The following is a 24242-nucleotide window of genomic DNA, read 5'->3' as shown; positions in this document are numbered from 1 at the left end:
GGCGCACCCCGAGATTACCCCATGCGGAAGGGCAACCGGAAATCGATTGCCGGGCGGCGGCGGGATCGCGCTACTCGGCCTCCTTGAGGGTGACCTCGACGCCGCCGACGAGGTCGGCGGCCAGGTTGTAGATGACCGAGCCGACCGTCGACAGGGCGGTGATGAGCAGGACGTTCAGGGCGCCCACGAGGACGGTGTAGCCGAACACGCGGGCGAAGGAGAACCAGCTGCCGGCGTCGACGCCGCCGGTGGTGTCGCCCTGCTGCTTGGTGAGGCTGTTCACGGTGTCGCTGATGGCGTCGAAGACGCCGAGGCCGGACAGGATCACGTACAGCACGACCACGGCGACCAGCAGGACGACGAAGCAGACCAGCGACATCACGAAGCTGAACTTCATCACCGACCACGGCTCGAGCCGGGCCAGCTGCAGCTGGGCCTTGCGGGCCGGCTTCGCCTGCGCGGGCGCCTTGGAGTTCGCCGGGGCGACGGCGGCCGACGGGCGGTCCTTCAGGACGGTCCCGGCGAAGCCGGAGCCCGTCCGGCTGCCCGAGCCGCCGCCCGACGCGGCGGCGGGCGCCGGCGGCTTCTCCGTCCGGCCCGTGGAGACGGACCCGGACGGTTCGGCGGGCTTGGTCCAGCTGGGCTTGGCGGGCCGCGCGGGCTTGGCCGGCTTGGCCGGTTCGGCGGAGTCCTTGACCGGCGCGATCTCCGGCCGGTCGGACTTCTTCGGCTCGTCCTTCACCTGGGCGAGGTCGACCCGGGTCTCGTCCGGGCCGGAGGAGGAGGACGAGGCCGAGGAGCTCGAGCCGTCCGAGACGTCGGAGTCGATGTCGACGCTGGTCTCGTCCCGGGCCGGCTTGGCGGACGCCGCGGCGACGGTCTTGCCGCCGGACGTCCCCTTGCCGCTGCGGTCCCCGCCGGGCCCGCCCTTGCTCTTGCCGGGCTCCGTGCTCACGTGTCCTCCTGGCCTAGCGGCTCGGTGAGGCGGACGGACGCGTCACTCACCATCGCCCCCCTCGGCGTCGACTGAGTCCTCCATGCTGGACTCTACGTTCCTCGCGATGGCGACCACGCTGTCCCCTTCCGCGAGGTTCATCAGGCGGACGCCCATGGTCTGCCTGCCGGACTGCTTGATCTCCGCGGCGCTGGTGCGGATGACGCCCCCGTTCGACGTCATGCCGAACACCTCGTAGTCCGGGCGGACCATGAGGGCTCCTACCAACCTGCCGCGGGATTCCACGATCTTAGCGGTGAGAACACCCTTACCCCCCCGTCCTTGGACCGGGTACTGGTCGACGGGGGTCCGCTTGGCGTAGCCGCCCTCGGTCGCGACCAGGACATCGTGGTCGGAGTCCTTCACGACCAGCATGTTCAGGACTTCCTGGTCCTCCTCGAAGCGCATCCCGATCACACCGGAGGTGGCGCGGCCCATCGGCCGCAGCGACTCGTCGTCGGCGTGGAACCGGATCGCCTGCGCGCCGGTGGACACCATCAGCAGGTCGTTCTCGGCGGACACGAGCCGTGCGGCGATCACCTCGTCGTCCTCGACCAGGTTGATCGCGATGATGCCGCCGGTGCGGGGCGAGTCGAAGTCGCGCAGCGCGGTCTTCTTGACCCGGCCCTTCTTCGTGGCGAGGACGAGGTAGGGGGCGACCTCGTAGTCGCGCAGGTCCATGACCTGGGCGATGTGCTCGTCCGGCTGGAAGGCCAGGAGGTTCGCGACGTGCTGGCCGCGCGAGTCGCGGCCGGCGTCCGGCAGCTCGTAGGCCTTCGCCCGGTACACCCGGCCCTTATTGGTGAAGAACAGGATCCAGTGGTGCGTCGTGGTGACGAAGAACTGGTCGACGATGTCGTCCTGCTTCAGCTGCGCGCCGCGGATGCCCTTGCCGCCGCGCCGCTGCGCCCGGTACAGGTCCGTCTTGGTGCGCTTGGCGTAGCCCCCGCGGGTGATGGTGACGACGACGTCCTCTTCGGCGATGAGGTCCTCGTACGACACGTCGCCGTCGAACGGGATGATCTCGGTGCGCCGGTCGTCGCCGAACTTCTCCACGATGGGGGCGAGCTCGTCGCCGACGATCTGCCGCTGCCGCTCCGGCGAGGCCAGGATCTCGTTGTAGTCGGCGATCTCCGCCATGAGCTTGTCGTACTCGTCGGTGATCTGCTGGCGCTCCAGGGCGGCGAGCTTGCGCAGCTGCATGTCCAGGATCGCCTGCGCCTGGATCTCGTCGATCTCCAGCAGGTTCATCAGGCCCTGCTGCGCCTCCGACGCCGACGGCGAGCGCCGGATCAGCGCGATGACCTCGTCGATCCGGTCGAGCGCCTTCAGCAGCGCGCGCAGGATGTGGGCGCGCTCCTCGGCCTTGCGGAGCAGGAACCGGGTGCGCCGGACGATGACCTCGATCTGGTGCGTCACCCAGTGCCGGACGAACTGGTCGATGCGCAGCGTCCGCGGCACGCCGTCGACCAGCGCGAGCATGTTCGCGCCGAACGTCTCCTGCAGCTGGGTGTGCTTGTACAGGTTGTTCAGCACGACCTTGGCGACCGCGTCCCGCTTGAGGACGATCACCAGGCGCTGGCCGGTGCGGCCGGAGGTCTCGTCGCGGACGTCGGCGATGCCGTCGAGCTTGCCGTCCTTGACCGACTCGGCGATCTTCAGCGCGAGGTTGTCCGGGTTGACCTGGTAGGGGAGTTCGGTGACGACCAGGCAGGTGCGGCCCTGGATCTCCTCCACCTCGACGACGGCGCGCATCGTGATCGAGCCGCGGCCGGTGCGGTAGGCCTCCTCGATCCCCTTGCGGCCGACGATCAGGCCGGCGGTCGGGAAGTCGGGGCCCTTGATCCGCTCGATCAGCGCCTCGAGCAGCTCGTCGTCGGACGCGCCGTAGTTCTCCAGGTACCACCGGACGCCGTCGGCGACCTCGCGCAGGTTGTGCGGCGGGATGTTGGTCGCCATCCCGACCGCGATGCCGGCGGACCCGTTGACCAGCAGGTTCGGGTACCGCGACGGCAGGACGTCCGGCTCGGCGGAGCGGCCGTCGTAGTTCGGGGAGAAGTCGACGGTCTCCTTGTCGATGTCGCGCAGCAGCTCCATCGCCAGCGGCGCCATGCGGCACTCGGTGTACCGCATCGCCGCGGCGGGGTCGTTGCCGCGCGAGCCGAAGTTGCCGTTCCCGTCGACCAGCGGGTACCGCATCGACCACGGCTGCGCCAGCCGGACCAGCGCGTCGTAGATCGCCGAGTCGCCGTGGGGGTGGTAGTTCCCCATGACGTCGCCGACGACGCGGGCGCACTTGAAGTAGCCGCGGTCGGGCCGGTAGCCGCCGTCGTACATCGCGTACAGGACGCGGCGGTGGACCGGCTTGAGCCCGTCGCGTACCTCGGGCAGCGCGCGCGCGACGATGACCGACATCGCGTAGTCGAGATAGCTCTTCTGCATCTCGACCTGGATGTCGACCGGTTCGATCCGCTCGCCCGGGTGTCCACCCTCTGCGGTCACGTCCGTCACTCTCAAGACCTCTTCTGCTAAGTGGGAAGGAAGTACGACGCCCGATGGGAGCCCCGCCGCCGGTCAGGGCGGGCCGGGGCCGCCGCACCTGTCAGATGTCGAGGAAGCGCACGTCCTTGGCGTTGCGCTGGATGAACTCCCGGCGGGGTTCGACCTCCTCGCCCATGAGCACGCTGAACAGCTCGTCGGCCTGCGCGGCGTCGTCGAGCTGCACCTGCAGCAGGACCCGGTTGTCGGGGTCCATCGTGGTGTCCCACAGCTCGTTGGCGTTCATCTCGCCGAGGCCCTTGAAGCGCTGCACCTGGTCGCGCGGGCGCGGGTCGCGCTTGCCGGCGGCGATGCCGGCCTCGATGATCGCGTCGCGCTCGGCGTCAGAGAAGGCGTAGTCGGCCTCGTTGCCGCGCGCGTCCCACTTGATCTTGTACAGCGGCGGCTGCGACAGGTACACGTGGCCGGCCTCGATCAGCGGCTTCATGAACCGGAACAGCAGCGTCATCAGCAGCGTGTTGATGTGGTGGCCGTCGACGTCGGCGTCCGACATCAGGATGATCTTGTGGTACCGCAGCTTGGCGATGTCGAACTCGTCGTGCACCCCGGTGCCGAGCGCGGTGATGATCGCCTGGACCTCGTTGTTCTTGAGGATCTTGTCGATCCGCGCCTTCTCCACGTTCAGGATCTTGCCGCGGATCGGCAGGATGGCCTGGAAGTGCGGGTTGCGGCCGCCCTTCGCCGAGCCGCCCGCCGAGTCGCCCTCGACGATGTACAGCTCGGACTTGGACGGGTCGGTCGACTGGCAGTCCGACAGCTTGCCGGGCAGCGACGTCGACTCCAGCAGGCTCTTGCGCCGGGTCAGGTCGCGCGCCTGCCGCGCCGCCACCCGCGCGCGCGCGGCCTGCGACGCCTTGTTGATGATCTCCTTGGCCTCGCCCGGGTTCTCCTCGAACCAGTCGCGCAGGTGCTCGTTGCAGGCCCGCTGCACGAACGACTTCGCCTCGGTGTTGCCGAGCTTGGTCTTCGTCTGCCCCTCGAACTGCGGGTCGGCCAGCTTGATCGAGATGATCGCGGTGAGGCCCTCGCGGACGTCCTCGCCGGTGAGGTTGTCGTCCTTGTCGCGCAGCAGCCCCTTGTCGCGGGCGTACCGGTTGACGATCGTGGTCAGCGCCGCGCGGAACCCCTCCTCGTGGGTGCCGCCCTCCGCCGTGTTGATCGTGTTCGCGAACGTGTGCACCGACTCGGCGTACGAGGAGTTCCACTGCATGGCGATCTCCACCGACATGCCCTCGGTGTCGTCGCCGAAGTAGATCGTCGACTCGTGGACGGCGTCCTTGCGCGCGTTGATGTAGCGGACGAAGTCCTCGATGCCGCCCTCGTAGCAGTACTTCACCACGTGCGGCTCGCCGTTGGAGTGGTCCGGCCGCTCGTCGCACAGGGTGATCGACAGGCCGCGGTTCAGGAACGCCATCTCCTGCATGCGGCGCGACAGCGTCTCGAAGTTCCACTCGAGGGTCTCGAAGATCTCGCCGTCGGGCCAGAAGGTGATGCGGGTGCCGGTCTCGGCGGTCTCCTCGCCCTTGCGCAGCTCCGTGTCCGGGCCGCGCCAGGTGTAGGACTGCCGCCATACGTGGCCGTCGACCTTGACCTCGGCCTCCAGCCGGGTCGACAGCGCGTTCACCACCGCCGAACCGACCCCGTGCAGGCCGCCGGAGACGGCGTAGGACTTGCCGTCGAACTTGCCCCCGGCGTGCAGCGTGGTCAGCACCAGCTCGATCGCCGGCCGCTTCTCCACCGGGTGCTCGCCGACCGGGATGCCGCGGCCGTTGTCGAGCACGCTGACGCCGCCGTCCGCGAGCAGCGTCACCACGATGTCGTCGGCGTAGCCCGCGAGGGCCTCGTCGACGGCGTTGTCCACGATCTCGTAGACCAGGTGGTGGAGGCCGCGCTCACCGGTCGACCCGATGTACATGCCCGGACGCTTGCGGACCGCTTCCAGGCCTTCAAGGACAGTGATCGAACTAGCGTCGTACGCCAAAGGAGATCCTCCTGCCGGGGATGGTGAGCCGCCCCGCGCCCAGGGGAGCGCGGTGTGCCCCGTAACACACATGAGGGCGCCCTAATGCTCTGTACGTGTTCGGTAGAGCTCCGGGCACCCCATGGCGGTGCAGCATCCTGAACCCGATTTCATTCTACCGGGTCACACGGCGAAAAGTGGCACTCCCGAGCGCTGTGTGCGCGTGTGGCGGCCGAGTGGGCCCGGAGATGCATCCCCCCATAGCCCCAGGGGGGTTCTCTGGCCTACGGCGCCCTCGTTGCTGAACTCGTCACCGGGCTTCCCGAACAGATGTTCCCACCCGCCACCGACATCCCGTCACGCCGCGCAACCGCCGCCCCGCGCCCGCCCGGCGGCACCGCCGCGTTGTCACTTCGCGACGACCCGCCTCCGGGCCTTCGGCGCACCGCGGCGCGCCCCGGCGCCGTCTCAGCGTACGCGCCAGCCGCCCGTGCGCCGGGGGCCGGACGCCGGGCCGACCACCTTCACCCGGCGGACCGTCCCGTGCCCCAGCTCCTCGTTCAGCCGGCGCACCAGCGTCGACGACAGCAGCCGCAGCTGCGTCGCCCACGTCGTCGAATCGGCCGCGACCGTCAGCTCCCCGTCCTCGAACCGCTCCGGGCGGGTGTGCTCGGCCAGCTCGGGCCCGACGATCCCGGCCCAGTTGCCGAACACGCCGCCGACCGCCGCGCGCTGCTCCCACCCGCGCGTGGCCAGCAGCTCCCGGATCGCCGCGCCGAACGCCTTCGGGTCGCCGCCGCGGCCCGGGTCCCGCGTGCGGACGGGCTTCGCCGCGCCCTTGCGCCGCCCTCCCTGCCCGGGCAGCGTGCCGCGCTTCAGCGCGTCCGCCTTCGCCTGCGCGAGCGCCTCCCGCGCCAGCTCGATCCCCGACTTCGCCGGAGCCTCCTGCTCCCCGGCCCCGGCCGGTCGGCCGTCCACAGCCTGGGGATCACCGGCCCCGGCCACACCACCGGGTTCCGGAGAATTCACCGGACCGGGGGAGTTGTGCACATCCTGTGGATCATCGGCGCCCGAGCCGGGACGGTCTCCCCGGTCTCCCCCGATCCCCGTGCTCCGCGGATCACTGGTCACCTGCCCGCCCCCCTTCCCGGTCAGTCCCGCACGACCCGGCCGCCCGAGACGGTATACGAGCCGCCCGTCAGTTCCGCCGGGACGTCCGCCGGGACCGCCGCGGTGATCAGCACCTGCTCGGCCGGGGCCACCAGCTCCGCCAGCCGGCTGCGGCGCCCGGTGTCCAGCTCGGCGAACACGTCGTCGAGGATCAGCACCGGGTCGTCGCCGTCCGCGCGCAGCAGGTCGAACGCCGCGAGCCGCAGCCCCAGCGCGAACGACCACGACTCGCCGTGGCTGGCGTAGCCGCGCGCGGGCAGCTCCCCCAGCCGCAGGACGAGCTCGTCGCGGTGCGGCCCGACCAGGCTCACCCCGCGCTCCAGCTCCTGCTTGCGGGCCTCGGCCACGCCGGCGAGCAGCTGCTCGGCCAGCCGTCCACGGTCTGTGGACAACTCCTCCGCGCCCAGCGAGCTCCGGTAGTGCAGATCGGCCGCGCCGCTCGACGGGGCGAGCGCCGCGTACGCGCGCGCGACCAGCGGACGCAGCGCCTCCACCAGCTCGACCCGCCCGGACAGCAGCTCCGCGCCGGTCCGCGCGAGATGCGCGTCCCACACGTCGAGCGTCGCGAGAACCTCCGGGCCGGGGGACCGGCGGTGCGCCGCCGCCGACTTCAGCAGCGCGTTGCGCTGCTTGAGGACGCGGTCGTAGTCGGACCGGACCGCCGCGAACCGGGGCGCCCGCGCCGTCAGCAGCTCGTCCATGAACCGGCGGCGCTCCCCCGGATCGCCCTTCACCAGGGCGAGGTCCTCGGGGGCGAACAGCACCGTCCGCAGCATCCCCAGGATCTCCCGCGGCCTGGGGACGGGCGACCGGTTCAGCCGCGCCCGGTTCGCCTTCCCCGGGTTGATCTCGAGCTCGATCAGCGCCTTGCGCTCGTCCTTCACCACCCCCGCGCGGACGATCGCGCGCGGCGCGCCCTGCCGGACGAGCGGCGCGTCCGTCGCCGCGCGGTGGCTGCCGTGCGAGGCGACGTACCCGATCGCCTCGACCAGGTTCGTCTTGCCCTGCCCGTTCGGCCCCACGAACGCGGTCGCGCCCGGCGCGAGCGCCACCTCCGCGGCGGCGTACGACCGGAAGTCCTGGAGCGAGAGGTGGGCGACGTGCACGGGACACGAGCGTAGAGCCTCCCGCACGCCGCCCACACACCCGGCGCGTTCTGTGGATAACCGCCCGGAGGGTCAGACCTTCGGGGGGTTCACGTCGGCGCCGGGGGAGTCGGCGCCCTTCGCGGACTCGATCGCGTGCCCGCCGAACTGGTTGCGCAGCGCCGCGACGACCCGCATCGCGGGGGAGTCGTCCTGCCGGGACGCGAACCGCGCGAACAGCGACGCGCTGATCGCCGGCAGCGGCACCGCGTGCTCCACCGCCGCCTGCACCGTCCAGCGGCCCTCGCCCGAGTCGTTGGCGTAGCCGCGCAGGTCGTCCAGCTCCGGGTCGTCCTTCAGGGCGCGGTTCAGCAGGTCCAGCAGCCAGGACCGGATGACCGTGCCCTCCTGCCAGCTGAGGAACGTCTCCGGCACCCGGGTGACCAGCGGGCTCGCCTCGATCAGCTCGTAGCCCTCGCCGAACGCCTGCATCATCGCGTACTCGATGCCGTTGTGGACCATCTTCACGTAGTGGCCCGCGCCGATCTTGCCGGAGTGCACGAAGCCGTACTCGCCCTCCGGCTTGAGCGTCTCGAAGATCGGCATCATCCGCTTCACGTTGTCGTCGTCGCCGCCGACCATGAGCGCGTAGCCGTTCTGCAGGCCCCACACGCCGCCGCTGACCCCGCAGTCGAGGAACCCGATGTTCTTCGCCGCGAGCTCCTCGCCGTGCCGCTGGTCGTCCACATAGTGTGAATTACCGCCGTCCACGACGAGGTCGCCCGGCGACAGCAGCTCCCCCAGCCTGTTGACGGTGTCCTGCGTGGGGGCGCCCGCGGGCACCATCACCCACACGGCGCGCGGCGGGGAGAGCCGCTCGACCAGCTCCTCGACCGAGCCGACGTCGCTGATGTCGGGGTTGCGGTCGTAGCCGACGATCGTGTGACCGCCGCGCCGCAGCCGCTCGGCCATGTTGGCGCCCATCTTGCCCAGGCCGATGATGCCCAGCTCCATGCTCACTTCTCCCCTGTGCGTAACTGCCCGTGCCCCGTCCGCGGGGGCGGCTCCCCCGCGGACCGGTCGTCTCCCCAGGTGTGCCCCAGGACCGGTCTTTACCCAGACAACCGCACCGGCATGATCAGATAACGGTAGTTCGGGTTCTCGCCGTCCTGCGGCGGCTTCCCGGTCAGCACCGCCGGCTTCGTCGGCGTCGTGAACGACAGCCGCGCGACGTCCGAGCCGATCGCGGAGAGCCCGTCGAGCAGGAACCCGGGGTTGAAGGCGATGTCGATGTCCTCGCCCTCCAGCGTCGCCTCCAGGGCCTCCACGGCCTGCGCCTCGTCGCCCGTCCCGGCCTCCAGCACGACCTCGCCCTGGCTGAACGACAGCCGCACCGGGGTGTTGCGCTCGGCGACCAGCGACACGCGCTTGACCGCCTCGATGAACTGCGCCGTCTGCACCTCCGCCAGGCCCGCGTACTCGCTCGGCAGCAGCGACCGGTACTTGACGAAGTCGCCGTCCAGCAGCCGCGAGGTGGTGCGGCGCCCGCCGCCCTCGAAACCGATCATGCCCTCGCCGGTGCCGCCCGTGCCGGCCAGCGCCATCGACACCTCGGCGCCCGCCGTCAGCGACTTGGCGGTGTCGGCGAGCGTCTTCGCCGGGACGAGCGCGACCGCGGAGAAGTCCGGCCGCTCCGGCTTCCAGTGCAGCTCCCGGACCGCGAGCCGGTACCGGTCGGTCGACGCGAGCGTGACCGTCTCGCCCTCGATCTCCACGCGCACCCCGGTGAGCATGGGGATCGTGTCGTCCTTGCCCGCCGCGATCGCTACCTGCGCGACGGCCGCCGCGAACTCGTCGCTGCCGACCGCGCCCGCCGCCGGAGGCATCTCCGGCAGCGACGGGTAGTCCTCCACGGGCATGGTGAGGAGGGTGAACTTCGCGCTGCCGCAGCGCAGCATCACCTTCGCGCCGTCGGTCGTCACCTCCACAGGGTGGGGAGGAAGGCTGCGCGAGATCTCGGCGAGCAGCCGGCCGGACACCAGCGCCGTCCCCGCCTCCTCCACGTCGATCTCCGTCGAGACCTGCGCGGAGACCTCGTAGTCGAACGCCGACAGCTTCAGCCGGTCGCCGCCGTCCTCGCCGCCGCCTTCGCCTCCGGCGACGATGTGCATGCCCGCGAGCACCGGCACCGGGGGCCGGACCGGCAGCGTGCGCGCCGTCCAGGCCACGGCGTCGGCCAGGGCGTCTCTGTCGATGCGGAACTTCAAGGGGACCCGCCTCCTGCAGGTGTCGGACAAGGGTGAGGTGCTCCGGGCTCGGCTCGGGCGCTCGGGGCGCGTTGTCCCCAGGCCCTAACTTGAGTCGGATCTTTTCTTGGGTAGAGAACTAGTGCAGTACCAGTAATAGGGGCCGTGGATAGTGTGGACAGACCGCGTTTTCGCAGGTGAGGCAGCGAATCTCTGTCCACTGGGGCTGTGTATGGGCGGTGGACGGCGCGGGCCGGGCTGGGGACGGCGAATCCTTCCCCACACGTCATCCTCACGTCATCCCCCGGTTGTCCACGAGTTTTCCGCAGGTTCTCCATGGCCGGCGCGGTGACCGGCCGTCGTGGCGGGGACCGGCCGGGTCCGTCCCCAGGTCGTCCCCAAGGTGTCCCCAGCTTGTCCACGGGTTCGTCCCCATGATGCCGGGTGGCCGTCCCCGGGGCTTCCACAATCGGTCCACGAGTCGTCCCCATGTTGTCCGCAGGTTTTCCCCGGGCTGTCCACCGGATCCGCGGAGTTATCCCCAGGTTGTGCATGTCGATCTTGGTTTCGGTACCGTCCGGTGAGGGGCTTCGATCGGGCGTTCGAACGGCCTGTGCACGGTACTCGTCCACAGCCCGGGACGGCCCGGCGGGGGCCTTGTCCCCAGGCTTTTCCTCAGCGCTTGCGCGCCTGGTGCTTGATCCGCCCTGTCAGCTCGGTGACCTGGTTGTAGATCGCCCGGCGCTCCGCCATCAGCGAGCGGATCTTGCGCTCGGCGTGCATCACCGTGGTGTGGTCGCGGCCGCCGAACTGCTGGCCGATCTTCGGCAGCGACAGGTCCGTCAGCTCGCGGCACAGGTACATCGCGATCTGCCGGGCCGTCACCAGCATCCGGGACCGCGACGGGCCGCACAGGTCCTCGATCGTCGTGCCGAAGTACTCCACCGTCTGCGCCATGATCATCGCGGCGGTGATCTCCGGGCCGGAGTCGTTCGGGATCAGGTCCTTCAGGACGATCTCCGCCAGCTTCATGTCGACCGACTGCCGGTTCAGGCTCGCGAACGCCGTCACCCGGATCAGCGCGCCCTCCAGCTCCCGGATGTTCGTCGCGATCTGCGAGGCGATGAACTCCAGCACGTCCGGCGGCGCGGCGAGGCCCTCCTGGCGGGCCTTCTTCTGCAGGATCGCGATCCGGGTCTCCAGCTCGGGCGGCTGGACGTCGGTCGTCAGGCCCCACTCGAACCGGTTGCGCAGCCGGTCCTCCAGCGTCACCAGCTCCTTCGGCGGCCGGTCGCTGGAGATCACGATCTGCTTGCTGGCGTTGTGGAGCGTGTTGAAGGTGTGGAAGAACTCCTCCTGCGTCTGCTCCTTGCCCTCCAGGAACTGGATGTCGTCGACGAGGAGGATGTCGACGTCCCGGTAGCGGCGGCGGAACCCGTCCGCCTTGCCGTCCCGGATCGAGTTGATGAAGTCGTTCGTGAACTCCTCGGAGCTGACGTACCGGACCCGCGCGCCGTTGAACAGGCTCTGCGCGTAGTGGCCGATCGCGTGCAGCAGGTGCGTCTTGCCGAGGCCCGAGTCGCCGTAGATGAACAGCGGGTTGTACGCCTTGGCGGGCTGCTCGGCGACGGCGACGGCCGCCGCGTGCGCGAACCGGTTCGAGGAGCCGATGACGAACGTCTCGAACGTGTACTTCGGGTTCAGGCGGGCGTGCTCGGACGCGCCGGAACCGCCCTGCCCGCCGCCGCCTTCGCCGCGCGCGCCCCCAGGGCCGCCCGCGCCGGCGGGGCCCACAGGGCCTGGGCCTCCGGGGCCGGATGGGCCGCCCGGGCCCCCCGGCGGAGGGATCGGTCCACGGGGATCGGACGTCTCGTCCTCGCGGAAACCGCCTTCACCGCGGTACGGCGGCTCGTCACCCCGGTACTTCTCCGAGGCCGGATACTGCTCCGGGCCCGTGTACGACTGCTCCGCGCCAGGGAACTCCGTCTTGTACGAGTCCTCGTCGTGCCCTAGCGGCGGCTCACCCGAACCGTGCTGGGGCTCACGCCCGAGGGATTGGCCGCGCCCCCCCGGACGCAGCGGGCCGAGGGTCCGGTCGTTGAGATGCGAAGGCGCATGCGGCGGCCTCCCAGGAGGCTCGCCCCCGAACCCTTCCGGACCACCGAAACCCTCGGGTCCGCCGAAGCCCTCCTGCGGACGGCCGCGTCCAGGGAAACCCGGGCCGTTCCCCCGGTCGTACGAGGACGGCCCCCGCCCGCCCGGACCCGCGCCGTACGCCGGAGGGCGCGGTGCCGGCGGGAACGGCGCGCCGTGGTCGTTGTCACGCTGCGGCCATCCACGATCGTCGTCGCCCTGTGGATAACCACCGGGAGGACCGGGCCTGTGGGTAACTTCGGACGGCGCGCGGTACCCCGGGTCGCCGTACGGCTGCTCCGGGTACGAACGGTCGCCGTAATCCTGACGCTCCGAGTAAGGAGCGTCGCCGTACTGCTGCTGATCCCCATAGGGACGATCGCGGTCACGGTCGCGCTCACGATCGTCGAGCGGCCGTTCGCCATAAGAAGAAGGCGCGGCTTCGTGCAGCCCCCCGCCGGGCACCGGCGCCGGCAGCGGCTCGCCCGCCCCCGCCCGGGACCCGCTGCCGGGACCCGGTGCGGGCACCGCGGGCGGCTCCGGCTGGACCGTCACCGCGACACGGATCTCCCTGCCCAGCTCATGGGAGAGTGCCTGCGTGATGAGGTTGCGCAGCCGGGTCTCCAGCGCGTCCTTGGCGAACTCGTTCGGCGCCGCGAGCAGCGCCGTCCCCTCCACTAGGGCCAGCGGGCGGACCATCGGCAGCCATGCGCGGTAGCTCGGGGACAGATCGCTCTCAGACAGCGCGGTGAGGGTCCGGGCCCAGACCGATCCGAGATCCTGACCGTCCATGCGCAAGGTCCCCTCCCCACAACTCCGGTCAACGGAGTCCCTGACAGCCCGGTTCTCCCACGGGTTGCGGCCCGCCCCGTCGGGCACCGCCGCGACGCGGAAGCCTTACTCTCTCACGAGTTGTCCACAGAGTTGTCCACATGCTGTGCATAGGCATGCGGGAGCCTGTGCAAAACTCCGCCGCGGGGTTCGGGACGGGCGGGGACGGGAGGTCTCCGGCCATTGCGGCGGCCGGTGGGCGTGCGGTCGATTGACGGGGGTTCGGCGGGCGGAACGCCGACCGCGATCCCAGATCGTCAGAGGAATGTCGGCGTGCCCGGAAGGACGACCCTAGACCCTGCCGACCGCACCCGCAACACGAAGCCGGACCCCGGCGCCACCGCCTCCCGGCCGCCGGGCGCGGCGCCGCGACGGGCGGCCGGGACGGTGATCCGTTTGACCCGGCGCCCGGGTAGCCCGTAACGTGCTGAGGTCGAGTCGCATCGACGGAGGTGACGCGTGCCCGCCGGTCGTCCGCCCGGACGGCACGGGTGGGCCCCCGCTGCGGGGGACCGGACGCGGGCCCTCGATGCGAGCTATCGCGCCTATCTAGTCGAACCGACCGCAGCACTGGAGCCTCAAAGTGAGCAAGCGTACATTCCAGCCGAACAACCGCCGCCGCCACAAGAAGCACGGCTTCCGGCTGCGGATGCGCACGCGCGCCGGGCGCGCCGTCCTCTCCTCGCGGCGCGGCAAGGGCCGCGCCCGCGTCGCGGTCTGACCGACCCCTCTCATGCTGCCGTCCGGGCACCGGATGCGGCGGCGGGACGACTTCTCGTTGGCCGTCCGGCGCGGGCGACGCGCCGGACGGCCTAACGTCGTCGTCCACCTGCTCCGTCCGGAAGAGGACGCGGACGCCGCCGGCCCGGCGCTGGTCGGGTTCATCGTGGCGCGCAACGTCGGCAACGCCGTCACCCGCAACGCGGTGCGGCGCAGGCTCCGGCACCTCGCGCGCGGGCACGTGGACCGGCTTCCACCGGGTAGCCTGCTCGTAGTGCGCGCCAACCCCCGCGCGGGCGAGGCGCGCCCAGACGAGCTGGCCGCGGATCTGGAGTCGGCGCTCGACCGGCTGCTGCGGCCCGCGTCCAAGGGGCGGAGATGAGGAACCGGCACGGGGAACCGTTCACCGACCAGCGCCCGGCGACCACCCCTGGTCCGGTCGCCGCGGTGCTGATCCTTCTCGTCCGCGCCTACCGCCGCTTCTTGAGCCCCCTGCTCGGGCAGCAGTGCCGCTTCACCCCGTCCTGCAGCACCTACGGCCTCAAGGCCCTCCGGGTGCACGGGGCGGCGCGCGGCACATGGCTGACGGTCCGCCGGATCGCGCGGTGCCACCCGTTCAACCCCGGCGGCTACGACCCGGTGCCGCCGAAGAAGACGCCCAGCGCGAAGGCGAAGGCGGCTTCTTCGAACTCCGGCCGCAAGGAGAGCGGCCCCGCCCTAGCAGAGCCCAAGGAGCTGCCCGGTGCTTGACTGGCTATACCAGATCGTCTCTCAGCTCATCGTGTGGATTCACGCGGGGCTGAGCGTCGTTTTCCCCAAGGACAGCGGATGGGCGTGGGGCGGCTCGATCATCCTGCTGACCGTCATGCTGCGGCTCATCCTCGTGCCGCTGTTCGTGAAGCAGATCCACGCCTCACGGAAGATGCAGGAGCTGAACCCGAAGGTTCAGGCGCTGCGCAAGAAGTACAAGAACGACAAGCAGCGCCTCAACCAGGAGGTCATGAAGCTCTACCAGGAGAACGGCGCGAACCCGCTGTCGGGCTGCCTTCCCCTGGTCGTGCAGATGCCGGTCTTCATCGGCCTGTTCCAGACCCTCAAGCGGATCTCGGACGCCAAGCCGGGGCACAGCGTCTTCGCGATGTCGGCGGACCTGGTGCAGAGCGCCCAGCACGCCAACATCTTCGGCGCGCACATCCCCGACACGTTCCTGAACGCCTGGAGCGACAAGACCTGGAGCGCGATCATCGTCACCGGCATCGCCGTGGTGATCAGCTCCTGCACGACGTTCTTCACCGTCCGGGCCAGCATGAAGCGCCAGCCCGCCGCGGCCGCCGACGCCAACCCGATGATGCAGGCGCAGAAGATGATGGTCTTCCTCGCGCCGCTGTTCGGCCTCTTCGGCCTCGGCTTCCCGCTGGGCGTCCTCATGTACTGGGTGACGTCGAACAGTTGGACGCTCGCGCAGCAGCACTACATCTACAAGCGCTTCCCCCCGCCCGGCGAGAAGACCGACGACACCGCCACTGCGAAGACCACGTCGGGCGGAGCCAAGACGGCCGGCGCCAAGGCCGGTTCGAAGAGCGCGGGCGCGAAGGGCACGGGATCGAAGACCGCGGGATCGAAGACCGCGGGGTCGAAGGCCGCCGCCGGGAAGAACGGCCAGGCGCCGTCCGGGATCAGGGCCAAGCTGAAGAAGGAGCCGGAGCCCGCTCCCGAGCCGGAGGACACCAAGCCCAAGGTCGTCCGCAACCAGCCGACCCGCAAGCCGCGCAGCAAGCGCAGCGGCAGCCAGAAGCGCTAGTTTGGACCCCTGTCCTCGCCGAAGAAGGAGACCCCGTTGAGCCAGACCGACACCACCGAGGTCGACGTCCAGGCCCTCGAGCAGGAAGGCGAGATCGCCGCCGACTACATCGAGGGCCTGCTGGACATCGGTGACTACGACGGCGACATCGACATGGACGTCGAGGGCGAGCGCGCCATCGTCGCGGTGGTCGGCGGATCGCTGGACGAGCTGGTCGGCAAGCGCGGCGAGGTGCTGGAGGCACTGCAGGAGCTGACCCGGCTGGCCGTGCACCGCCAGACCGGCAACCGGACCCGGCTGATGCTCGACATCGGCGGCTACCGCGAGCGCCGCCGCGCCGAGCTCACCAAGCTCGGCACGGACGTCGCCGACGAGGTCAAGCAGAGCGGCGAGTCCAAGCCGCTCGCGCCGATGACCCCGTTCGAGCGCAAGATCGTCCACGACGCGGTGGCGGCGGCCGGCCTGCGCAGCGAGTCCGAGGGCGAGGAGCCGGACCGCTACGTGGTCGTCCACCCGTCCTGACGGACCTCCCGGCGGCCGCCTGGCCGGTCGCTTCCTCCACAACCAGACGAGCAGTCCACCGAACGGCCCCGGCATCACCCCGATGCCGGGGCCGTTCGCATGCCCACCTCCATGGTCAGGGCTCGTCGCCTTCCAGAGAACCAGAACGCGATTCTGTGGATAACTCGCCCGAAGCTCGCCGCCGACCCCTGGGGATCGCGTGCCCGGCCGACGCTCCCGGACCTACGCAGGCGCGTTATAGCGCCGCAGGTGAAGGCGGTTAGCCACCCGGAAACGGCGCGGAGCGACACGGCTCGGCCCTGACCCTGTGGATAAACGGCTGGTTATCCACAGCCTGGCCGATCGAGCGGGTGGACGAGGCGGGGCCCCGCGCCCTGACCGGCGCGGGGCCCCTGGGAACCCGGTGTGCACCGCCGCCCAAAGCACACCGGGTGGCCTATCGGACGGACGAGTCCGGGGCGGAGGTAGCGGTGAGAAGCGAAGCCGCCGAACGGTACGCGATCAACGACGTCCGGGCCGTGTCCGTCCGTACACGCTCCGCTCGCGCGGCGCGGGGTCACGCCGTGCGGGGTCGCGGAGCGGGTCGACGGAATCGGAGTCGATGGCGGGGTTGTTCGCCTCGGCCGGGTCCTGAGCGCGGGAGGGGTCCTGCGCGAACGCGGGGTCCTGGGCGACGTGCCCGTGCGTCACGCCTTCGTCCGCCGGGTGCTCGACGACGCGTTCGACGCGCTCGGCGGGACGTCCCGCCGGGGGCGGATCCTCGATGATGTGCTCCTCGCGGATCACGGTGCCCGGCTCGTCCCCGTAGACGGGGTCCGCCCCGACCACCCGGCCCTCGCGGCGCCGCGGACGGGTGTACTTGAGGGTGAAGGCCATGCTCACCGCACCGACCACGATCAGGATCCAGCCGACGAGATGGATGTCGACGCCGGCGAGATCCACGCGGAGGGCGAAGGCGAGGATCGCTCCGATGGCGATGAACGCGAGACTGACTCCGATTCCCATGACTCGGAGCTCCTTCCAAGGGGGGCGACACCGTCCTTTTACCCGGCGGTCGCCGAATATGCGGCAGGACATGTGGTTCTTCCCATATCGCAAGAAGCCGCACCTCCCGGACGGTCGCCGACATGCGAAAGCGTCATGCGGTCGCCTCCGGGGACGTTGCGTGTGTACGCCGCCACGCCGTTTTATGGAACGATTCGTACGGTGGGGATCGCACGCGAGGTTTTCGGGGAAACACTGCCGGTCGCGGAACGCTACGCGGCGTTCCTCGCCGACGCGGGCGTCGAACGCGGCCTGATCGGCCCGCGCGAGGCCGACCGGCTGTGGGAACGCCACCTGATCAACTGCGCGGTGGTGGCCGAGGCGATCCCGGCGGACGCCCAGGTCGTCGACATCGGATCCGGCGCCGGGCTGCCCGGCGTCGTGCTCGCGATCGTGCGGCCCGACCTGCGGATCACGCTCCTCGAACCGCTGCTCCGGCGGACGACCTTCCTCGACGAGTGCGTCGAGATGCTCGACCTGCGGAACGTCGAGGTGCGCCGGGCCCGGGCCGAGGACGTCACCAAGGAGTTCTCGGTGGACGTGGCGACGGCGCGCGCGGTGGCCCCCCTCGAACGTCTCGCCAAGTGGGCGCTGCCGCTGCTGCGCCCCGGCGGTGAACTGCTCGCGCTCAAGGGCGAGCGGGCCGCGGCCGAGCTCGACGAGGCCGCACCCGTTCTGCAGCGTTTCGGGGTGCGGCAGACCGAACTGCTCCAAGTCGGGCGCGGTATGGTCGACCCGCCGACAACGCTTGTCCGTGTGGTCGCCGGCAGGCCGGCGGACCGGAGTGCAGCGGCCGGGCGACGACAGAGCGCGCCCCGGCGCGCTGGAAGGTCGAGGAAGAGGTCTTCATGAGCACGGGACCAGGACTGGGACGGCCTGACCGCGCCGGCGAATCCCCCGACGAACAGCCGCCCGGCCCGGGCGGGACCGGCGCCGCGGAGCCCGCGCGGGAGACCCCCGCGGGCCAGGCCGCGCAGGCCGGCGAGGGGACGCGGGAGGACGCCGGTGCCGCGACACCGCCGGCGGTCGCGCCCTCCGGGCACGCAATGTGGGGTAACACGACGTCCGGTACCGCGGAGAACGTCGGCTATGTGCCGACCAGCGCCGGCACACAGCAGGCGGGTCCGCGCCAGGGACCATCTCAGGGGGAGTCAGAACTCGTGCGCGAGGCGCTCAAGGACGCCAAGGTTTCACATGAAACAGCGGTCACCGCTCTGAAAGCGATGTCCGGCCGCCGGGAACGCGAATGGCCGCGGCCGGACCGCTGCCGCATCATCACCATCGCCAACCAGAAGGGCGGCGTCGGCAAGACCACCAGCTCGGTCAACCTCGCCGCGTCGCTCGCCATGCACGGCGCGCAGGTGCTCGTCGTCGACCTCGACCCGCAGGGCAACGCGTCCACCGCCCTCGGCATCGAGCACCACGCCGAGATCCCGTCCATCTACGACGTCCTGATCGAGGACATGGCGCTCGCCGACATCGTCGTCGCCGCCCCCGAGATCCCGAACCTGTACTGCGCGCCCGCGACGCTCAACCTCGCCGGCGCCGAGATCGAGCTCGTCTCCAAGGTCGCCCGCGAGTCCCGGCTGCGCCGCGCCCTGGACGCCTACGACACCGACAAGTTCGACTACGTCCTGATCGACTGCCCGCCGTCGCTCGGCCTGCTCACCGTCAACGCCCTCGTCGGCGGCGACGAGCTGCTCATCCCGATCCAGTGCGAGTACTACGCGCTCGAAGGGCTCGGGCAGCTCATCCGCACCGTCGACCTCGTCAAGGCGCACCTCAACCAGAAGCTCAGGGTGTCCACCATCCTGCTCACCATGTACGACGCCCGGACGCGGCTCGCCGCGCAGGTCGCGGACGACGTCCGCAACCACTTCGGCGACGTCGTCCTCAACACGGTGATCCCCCGCAGCGTCCGCGTCTCCGAGGCGCCGAGCTACGGACAGTCCGTCATGACGTACGACCCGGGTTCCAGCGGCGCCCTCGCCTACAGCGAGGCGGCCTCGGAAATGGCCCATGGAGGGGCGAGGAAGTGAGCCAGCAGCGACGCGGTCTGGGCAAGGGGCTCGGCGCCCTCATCCCCACCGCCCCGCCCCCGCCACCGGCGGGCGACCCGTCCGGCGCGGGCGGAACCGGCGGCCTGGGCGGGCCGGGATACCCCGGCGGCCCGAACGGCACCGGCCTGGACGGCGCCGCGGGCCCGGACGTCCAGCCGGTCGCCGGAGCGCACTTCGCCGAGCTGCCCGTCACGTCCATCACCCCCAACCCGCGCCAGCCGCGCGAGCACTTCGACGAGCAGGCCCTCGAGGAACTCGCCGAGTCCATCGGTATCGTCGGGCTGCTGCAGCCCATCGTCGTCCGCCGGGCCGAGTCCGGCGAGCACGACTACGAGCTGATCATGGGCGAGCGCCGGCTGCGCGCTTCCCAGATGGCCGGGCTGGACGTCATCCCCGCGATCGTCCGCGACACCGGCGACAACGATCTGCTCCGCGACGCGCTCATGGAGAACCTGCACCGCCAGCAGCTGAACCCGCTGGAGGAGGCGGCCGCCTACCAGCAGTTGCTGCAGGACTTCGGCGCCACCCACGAGCAGCTCGCCACCCGGATCGGCCGGTCCCGCCCGCACATCACCAACACGCTCCGGCTGCTGAACCTGCCGCCCGCCGTCCAGCGCCGCGTCGCCGCCGGAGTGCTGTCGGCGGGCCACGCCCGCGCGCTGCTGTCCCTCGACAGCGTCGAGGCGCAGGAGCACATGGCGCAGCGGATCGTGCAGGAGGGCCTCTCCGTCCGCGCGGTCGAGGAGATGATCGCGCTCCGCGAGGTGGACGACGCGCCGAAGGCAGCGCGCCAGGGCCGCCGCAAGAAGCCCGTCGCTCCCGGGCTCCAGGAACTCGCCGACCGCCTCTCGGACCGCTACGAGACCAAGGTCCGCGTCGACATGGGCCGCAACAAGGGCAAGATCGTGGTCGAGTTCGCCACCCTCGAAGACCTCGACCGCATCATCAAGTCGATGGCGCCCGACGACGGCCCCGGCGAGCCGTAGGCTCCTCGCCATCCCTCGACCTCCAGCGCCCCGGAGCCTTCCGGGGCGCTTCGCTTTTCCCACCCACCCGATGTTTCCCGTGAAACATCCCCGCCTGCGTCTCCCCCGCGAACGCCCGGCCGCCGCGCCCGGGGCACCCGGGCACCGGGCGCGGCGAACGCGAGCGGGCTTGGGGATCACTACGTTCTCTGAACACGCGAGCGACAGCGAGGCCTGGCACGCCCTGCGAGCGACGACCGGCTCCGCGCCCCCGGCGACTCATCGGCGCGCATGCACCGTCCCGCACACGCCGGGACGGCGCGACGTAGGCAACGATTCGCTCGGGTGCCGGCCACTGCATCGTCCGCCCGCGCCGGGCGGCGGACGTAGGGCAACGGTGCGCTTGGGGCCCGCTACCCCGTCGGTTCGGTCGCGCTGCTCGGTGAACTCGGCCCCGAACTCCGCGACCGCGGAGCCTGTCGGCTGCCAAGCGTGCGGCCGATCGGGCGCACCAGACGCCTCTCGCCGACGGCAGTCAACCAACCAGCGTGGATCTCGGTGTGACTGCCAGCGTCCGTGCGGGCCCTGGCTCCCTCGGCCTCGCATGGTTGCTCGGGGGACCGGCCGCCGATCCCAGTCGTCCGAGCGATCCAGAGTCTCCGTGTCGGACGTGAGCGCGGAGAGGGACGGGCAGGCGATGTTTCACGGGAAACATGGGCCGGGCGCGCTGGTCGTTCGTCGACGACTGGCAAGTCACCCTGGTGCGATGCTCTGGAGTGGCCGTTCGACGTCAGGGGATGTTTCACGGGAAACGTTGGTGAGGGCGAGGGTTTCCCGTGAAACATCGGCTCAGGAGAACTGGGCCAGGAGGAGGTCGCGGCAGACCTCGCCGAGGTCGAGGCCGGCGACGCTGACGGCGCGGGGGAGCAGGCTCGTCTCGGTCATGCCGGGGGCGACGTTCACTTCGAGGAAGTGGACCTCGCCGTCGGGGTCGACGATGAGGTCGGTGCGGGACAGGTCGCGGAGGCCGAGGGCGCGGTGGGCGGTGACGGCGGCGGCGGTGGCGCGTTCGGCGGCGTCCGGGGCGAGGCGGGCGGGCGTGATGAACTCGGTGTCGCCGGCGTCGTAGCGGGCGGTGTAGTTGTACAGGGCACCCGGGGCGACGATCTCGACGGCGGGGAGCGCCTCGGGGCGGCCGTGGCGCTCGATGACGCTGACGGCGACCTCGGTGCCCTCGATGTAGCGCTCGACGAGGGCGCTGTCGCCGTAGGCGAAGCAGCCGACCATGGCGGCGGAGAGTTCGGACGGCTCGTGCACGACGGACGCGCCGAGCGCGGAGCCGCCGCGGGTGGGCTTGACGAAGAGGGGGAGGCCGAGCCCGCGGATGATCTGGTCGAGGACGGACGCGGCGCCGAGGTCGTGGAAGACCTCCTTCGGCAGGGCGACGGACTCGGGGGTGCGCAGCCCGGCGCGGCGCACCAGGGACTTGGCGGTCGGCTTGTCGAAGGCGACGCGGCAGGCGTCCGGGCGGGCGCCGACGTAGCGGACGTCGAGCAGGTCGAGGACGTCGCGGATCGAGCCGTCCTCCCCCGCGGCGCCGTGCAGGACGGGGAACACGGCGTCCGGCGGGTCGTCGGCGAGGGAGTCCAGGAGGGTGGCGTCGGCGTCGCGCAACTCGACGGGGATGTCGAGGGCGCGCAGCGCGTCGGTGACGCGGCGTCCGGAGCGGAGCGAGACCTCTCGCTCGTAGGACAGTCCCCCGGCGAGGACGACGACGTGCCCGAGTTCCACAGCAGGTGCCCTTCTGGCGGTAGGAGCGGCTACGAAAACGCGCCGGCTCCCAGCATGGGGGAGCCGGCGCGGTTACGCGAAACCGGGTGGTATCGGTTAGACGATGCCCGGGCCCGGGGTGTGCACACCGCCGGGGCCGTCGTGCTCGACTCCCCCGAAAGTGTCCCGCAGCCTGATCTCCTTCTCCACGACCGCGGCGAGGCGGCGGACGCCTTCGCGGATGCGGTGCGGCTCGGGGAAGCAGTACGAGAGGCGCATGTTGCGGCGGCCGCCGCCGTCGGCGTAGAAGCCGGTGCCGGCGACGTAGGCGACGCGGTCGGCGATCGCGCGGGGGGACATCGCCTTGGCGTCGAGGCCCTCGGGGAGGGTGAGCCAGACGAAGAAGCCGCCGGCGGGGCGCGTCCAGGTGCAGCCGTCCGGCATGAGCTGGTCGAGGGCGTCGAGCATGGCGTCGCGGCGTTCCCGGTACATCTCGCGGAACGCCTTGATCTGCTCGCGCCAGGGCTGCGTCAGCAGGTACTCGCGGACGGCGAGCTGGGAGAAGTTCGACGGGCAGAGGATCGCGGACTCGGCGGCGAGGACGAGCTTGGCGCGCACCGCGTGCGGGGCGAGGACCCAGCCGACGCGGAGGCCGGACGCGATCGTCTTGGAGAACGAGCCGAGGTAGATGACGCGGTCGGGGTCGTCGGCGCGCAGCGCCCGCATCGGCTCGCCCTCGAAGCCGAGGAGGCCGTAGGGGTTGTCCTCGACGATCAGGACGTCGTGTTCGGCGCAGATCTCCAGGATCTGGGCGCGGCGGGCGGCGGTGAGGGTGACGCCGGCGGGGTTCTGGAACGTCGGGACGGTGTAGAGGAACTTGACGCGGCGGCCGTCGCGGCGGAGCCGGTCGAGGGTCTCGCGGAGCGCGGACGGGATGAGGCCGCCCTCGTCGAGGGGGACGTGCACGACGTCGGCCTGGTAGGCGGCGAAGGTGCCAAGCGCGCCGACGTAGGAGGGGGCCTCGGCGAGGACGACGTCGCCGGGATCGATGAAGATCTTGGTGATGAGGTCGAGGGCCTGCTGGGCGCCGACGGTGACGACGACGTCGTCGGCGGAGCCCTGCACGCCTTCGAGGGCCATGACGTCGCAGATGAGTTCGCGGAGGGTCTCGTCGCCCTGCGCGGAGCCGTACTGGAGGACCTCGGCGCCCCTGCCGGCGACGAGGTCGCCGATCATGGAGCCGACGGCGTCGAGAGGCAGCGCGGACACGTAGGGCGCGCCGCCGGCGAGGGAGACGACCTCGGGGCGGGCGACCATCGCGAACAGAGCGCGGATCTCCGACGGCACCATGCCGGCGGCGCGGGCGGCGTAGCGGTCGGCGTAGGCATCGGTTCGCGAGTGCTGTTCCACGAGGCACCTCCGGTGGGGCTGGCTTGACCGCAAAGTTACGGCATCGGCTCCGGGGGGACCGGGCGAACCCCGTACCTTGCGGATCTGCGGTTTCCGCACCTGGCGCGCTGCCCGGCCGCTCGTCCCCCGTCCGATACGATGCCCGAGGATCCCGGTCTGTTGCCGGGAGCTTCCGCGCAAGTGGGCGATCCGCCTTGAAGGTCCCGGCCGCGGCGGGGGTCTTCGCCCGGCGGACGAGGATGCAGCAGGGGGTGCCGGCCCGGTGTCGCGTCGTCTCGTCAACATCACGCTGGACAATCTGGACGATCTCCCGCACCGCTGTCGCGGCTGCGTGTTCTGGGAGCTGGATCCGGTCAGCCGCGACCGGGCGGAGGCGAGCGGCGGCGCGGCGCTGGAGAAGGAGGCGTGGATCTCCTCCACGCTGCTGGAGTGGGGCTCCTGCGGGAAGATCGCGTACGTGGACGACGTGCCGGCGGGGTTCGTGATGTTCGCGCCGCCGCTGTACGTGCCGCGGTCGGTGGCGTTCCCGACGAGCCCGGTGAGCGCGGACGCGGTGCTGCTGATGACGGCGCACATCCTGCCGGAGTTCGCGGGCGGCGGGCTCGGCCGGATGCTCGTGCAGGGCGTCGCGAAGGACCTGACGCGCCGCGCGGTGAAGGCGATCGAGGCGTTCGGGGACCTGAAGGACGAGGAGGGCGGCTGCATGGTGCCGGCCGACTACCTGCTGTCGGTGGGGTTCAAGACGATCCGCCCGCACCACCGGTACCCGCGGCTGCGGCTGGAGCTGAAGTCGGCCCTGTCGTGGCGTGAGGACGTCGAGGTCGCCCTGGAACGGCTGCTGGGCTCCATGACCCCGGAAGGCGCGCTCCGGCCCGTCTGAGACGCGTTCAGCCGTCCTTGGCCGGGCGGCCGCGGCCTGGACCGGCCACGACCGGTCCGTGCGCCCCGAACCCGGAGGCGTGCTCCGCCGTC

The 24242-nt window shown here is 71.1% G+C and carries 20 protein-coding genes; 9 read left to right on the top strand and 11 right to left on the bottom strand.

What is annotated here, in order from left to right; translation table 11 throughout:
• Window positions 1–70: 70 nt before the first annotated feature.
• The 8 genes from F8568_RS50335 to dnaA all read right to left on the bottom strand — a co-directional run bounded on the left by F8568_RS50335 (window position 71) and on the right by dnaA (window position 12939).
• Window positions 71–955 (bottom strand): DUF3566 domain-containing protein, encoded by an 885-nt coding sequence (locus F8568_RS50335; RefSeq protein ID WP_328600862.1) that lies wholly within the window; start codon window positions 953–955, stop codon window positions 71–73.
• 42 nt (window positions 956–997) lie between these two features.
• Window positions 998–3505, bottom strand: coding sequence for a DNA gyrase subunit A (gene gyrA / locus F8568_RS13695; RefSeq protein ID WP_151593913.1), 2508 nt, complete (start codon window positions 3503–3505; stop codon window positions 998–1000).
• Window positions 3506–3596: 91 nt separating this feature from the next.
• Window positions 3597–5534, bottom strand: coding sequence for a DNA topoisomerase (ATP-hydrolyzing) subunit B (gene gyrB / locus F8568_RS13690; RefSeq protein ID WP_151593912.1), 1938 nt, complete (start codon window positions 5532–5534; stop codon window positions 3597–3599).
• A 447-nt stretch (window positions 5535–5981) separates the two neighbouring features.
• Window positions 5982–6491 carry a DUF721 domain-containing protein gene (locus tag F8568_RS13685; protein WP_328600861.1) on the bottom strand — a complete coding sequence of 170 codons (510 nt, stop codon included), beginning with the start codon at window positions 6489–6491 and terminating at the stop codon, window positions 5982–5984.
• A gap of 173 nt (window positions 6492–6664) precedes the next feature.
• The gene (gene recF / locus F8568_RS13680; protein WP_151593911.1) at window positions 6665–7789 is read right to left on the bottom strand and encodes a DNA replication/repair protein RecF; all 1125 of its coding nucleotides are present in this window, start codon (window positions 7787–7789) and stop codon (window positions 6665–6667) included.
• Between the two features lie 72 nt (window positions 7790–7861).
• On the bottom strand, window positions 7862–8782 hold the full coding sequence (gene gnd / locus F8568_RS13675; protein WP_151593910.1) for a phosphogluconate dehydrogenase (NAD(+)-dependent, decarboxylating): 921 nt from the start codon (window positions 8780–8782) through the stop codon (window positions 7862–7864).
• Between the two features lie 98 nt (window positions 8783–8880).
• Entirely contained in the window at window positions 8881–10035 is a 1155-nt protein-coding gene (gene dnaN / locus F8568_RS13670; protein WP_151593909.1) for a DNA polymerase III subunit beta, read from the bottom strand.
• Window positions 10036–10689: 654 nt separating this feature from the next.
• Window positions 10690–12939 carry a chromosomal replication initiator protein DnaA gene (gene dnaA, locus F8568_RS48065; RefSeq protein ID WP_236008717.1) on the bottom strand — a complete coding sequence of 750 codons (2250 nt, stop codon included), beginning with the start codon at window positions 12937–12939 and terminating at the stop codon, window positions 10690–10692.
• Window positions 12940–13561: 622 nt separating this feature from the next.
• Here dnaA and rpmH point away from each other — a divergent pair.
• From rpmH to F8568_RS13635, 5 genes are read left to right on the top strand one after another with little or no spacing between them, the layout of a single operon-like run.
• A complete protein-coding gene (rpmH, locus tag F8568_RS13655; RefSeq protein WP_151593908.1) occupies window positions 13562–13699 on the top strand; it encodes a 50S ribosomal protein L34 in 138 nt (45 codons plus the stop codon).
• Between the two features lie 12 nt (window positions 13700–13711).
• Window positions 13712–14080 (top strand): ribonuclease P protein component, encoded by a 369-nt coding sequence (gene rnpA / locus F8568_RS13650; protein ID WP_151593907.1) that lies wholly within the window; start codon window positions 13712–13714, stop codon window positions 14078–14080.
• Window positions 14077–14448 carry a membrane protein insertion efficiency factor YidD gene (gene yidD, locus F8568_RS13645; protein WP_151593906.1) on the top strand — a complete coding sequence of 124 codons (372 nt, stop codon included), beginning with the start codon at window positions 14077–14079 and terminating at the stop codon, window positions 14446–14448. The genes rnpA and yidD overlap by 4 nt, the downstream gene beginning before the upstream one ends.
• On the top strand, window positions 14441–15499 hold the full coding sequence (yidC, locus tag F8568_RS13640; protein ID WP_151593905.1) for a membrane protein insertase YidC: 1059 nt from the start codon (window positions 14441–14443) through the stop codon (window positions 15497–15499). Before yidD ends, yidC begins: the two co-directional genes overlap by 8 nt.
• 36 nt (window positions 15500–15535) lie before the next feature.
• Complete coding sequence (locus tag F8568_RS13635) at window positions 15536–16021, top strand: Jag family protein (RefSeq protein ID WP_151542869.1); 486 nt, start codon at window positions 15536–15538, stop codon at window positions 16019–16021.
• Window positions 16022–16522: 501 nt separating this feature from the next.
• On the opposite strand, the gene F8568_RS46755 is transcribed toward F8568_RS13635, so the two are convergent.
• A complete protein-coding gene (locus tag F8568_RS46755) occupies window positions 16523–17026 on the bottom strand; it encodes a DUF6458 family protein (RefSeq protein ID WP_202124912.1) in 504 nt (167 codons plus the stop codon).
• A 201-nt stretch (window positions 17027–17227) separates the two neighbouring features.
• On the opposite strand from F8568_RS46755, the gene rsmG reads away from it, so the two are divergent.
• From rsmG to F8568_RS13615, 3 genes are all read left to right on the top strand, one after another.
• A complete protein-coding gene (gene rsmG / locus F8568_RS13625; RefSeq protein ID WP_151593904.1) occupies window positions 17228–17917 on the top strand; it encodes a 16S rRNA (guanine(527)-N(7))-methyltransferase RsmG in 690 nt (229 codons plus the stop codon).
• Window positions 17918–18288: 371 nt separating this feature from the next.
• Window positions 18289–19104 (top strand): ParA family protein, encoded by an 816-nt coding sequence (locus tag F8568_RS13620; protein ID WP_151594045.1) that lies wholly within the window; start codon window positions 18289–18291, stop codon window positions 19102–19104.
• Window positions 19101–20111 carry a ParB/RepB/Spo0J family partition protein gene (locus F8568_RS13615; protein WP_151593903.1) on the top strand — a complete coding sequence of 337 codons (1011 nt, stop codon included), beginning with the start codon at window positions 19101–19103 and terminating at the stop codon, window positions 20109–20111. Before F8568_RS13620 ends, F8568_RS13615 begins: the two co-directional genes overlap by 4 nt.
• A gap of 828 nt (window positions 20112–20939) precedes the next feature.
• Here the strand turns inward: F8568_RS13615 and F8568_RS13610 are convergent.
• Window positions 20940–21881, bottom strand: a complete 942-nt coding sequence (locus F8568_RS13610; RefSeq protein WP_151593902.1) for a D-alanine--D-alanine ligase family protein — start codon at window positions 21879–21881, stop codon at window positions 20940–20942.
• Window positions 21882–21977: 96 nt separating this feature from the next.
• A complete protein-coding gene (locus F8568_RS13605; RefSeq protein WP_151594044.1) occupies window positions 21978–23210 on the bottom strand; it encodes an aminotransferase-like domain-containing protein in 1233 nt (410 codons plus the stop codon).
• Between the two features lie 322 nt (window positions 23211–23532).
• Here F8568_RS13605 and F8568_RS13600 point away from each other — a divergent pair, with 322 nt between their 5' ends.
• A complete protein-coding gene (locus F8568_RS13600; protein ID WP_151542874.1) occupies window positions 23533–24150 on the top strand; it encodes a GNAT family N-acetyltransferase in 618 nt (205 codons plus the stop codon).
• Window positions 24151–24242: the final 92 nt, after the last annotated feature.

The sequence above is a fragment of the Actinomadura physcomitrii genome (genome assembly GCF_008923205.2).
Classification (GTDB): Bacteria; Actinomycetota; Actinomycetes; order Streptosporangiales; family Streptosporangiaceae; genus Spirillospora; species Spirillospora physcomitrii.
This window is presented reverse-complemented; position numbering and strand designations above follow the sequence as displayed.

Bases quoted from the DNA above. Each gene is read 5' to 3' on its own strand.
- gnd (WP_151593910.1), bottom strand. From the start codon at position 8,782: ATGGAGCTGGGCATCATCGGCCTGGGCAAGATGGGCGCCAACATGGCC.
- dnaA (WP_236008717.1), bottom strand. From the start codon at position 12,939: ATGGACGGTCAGGATCTCGGATCGGTCTGGGCCCGGACCCTCACCGCG.
- rnpA (WP_151593907.1), top strand. From the start codon at position 13,712: ATGCTGCCGTCCGGGCACCGGATGCGGCGGCGGGACGACTTCTCGTTG.
- yidD (WP_151593906.1), top strand. From the start codon at position 14,077: ATGAGGAACCGGCACGGGGAACCGTTCACCGACCAGCGCCCGGCGACC.
- F8568_RS46755 (WP_202124912.1), bottom strand. From the start codon at position 17,026: ATGGGAATCGGAGTCAGTCTCGCGTTCATCGCCATCGGAGCGATCCTC.
- F8568_RS13620 (WP_151594045.1), top strand. From the start codon at position 18,289: ATGTCCGGCCGCCGGGAACGCGAATGGCCGCGGCCGGACCGCTGCCGC.
- F8568_RS13605 (WP_151594044.1), bottom strand. From the start codon at position 23,210: ATGGTGCCGTCGGAGATCCGCGCTCTGTTCGCGATGGTCGCCCGCCCC.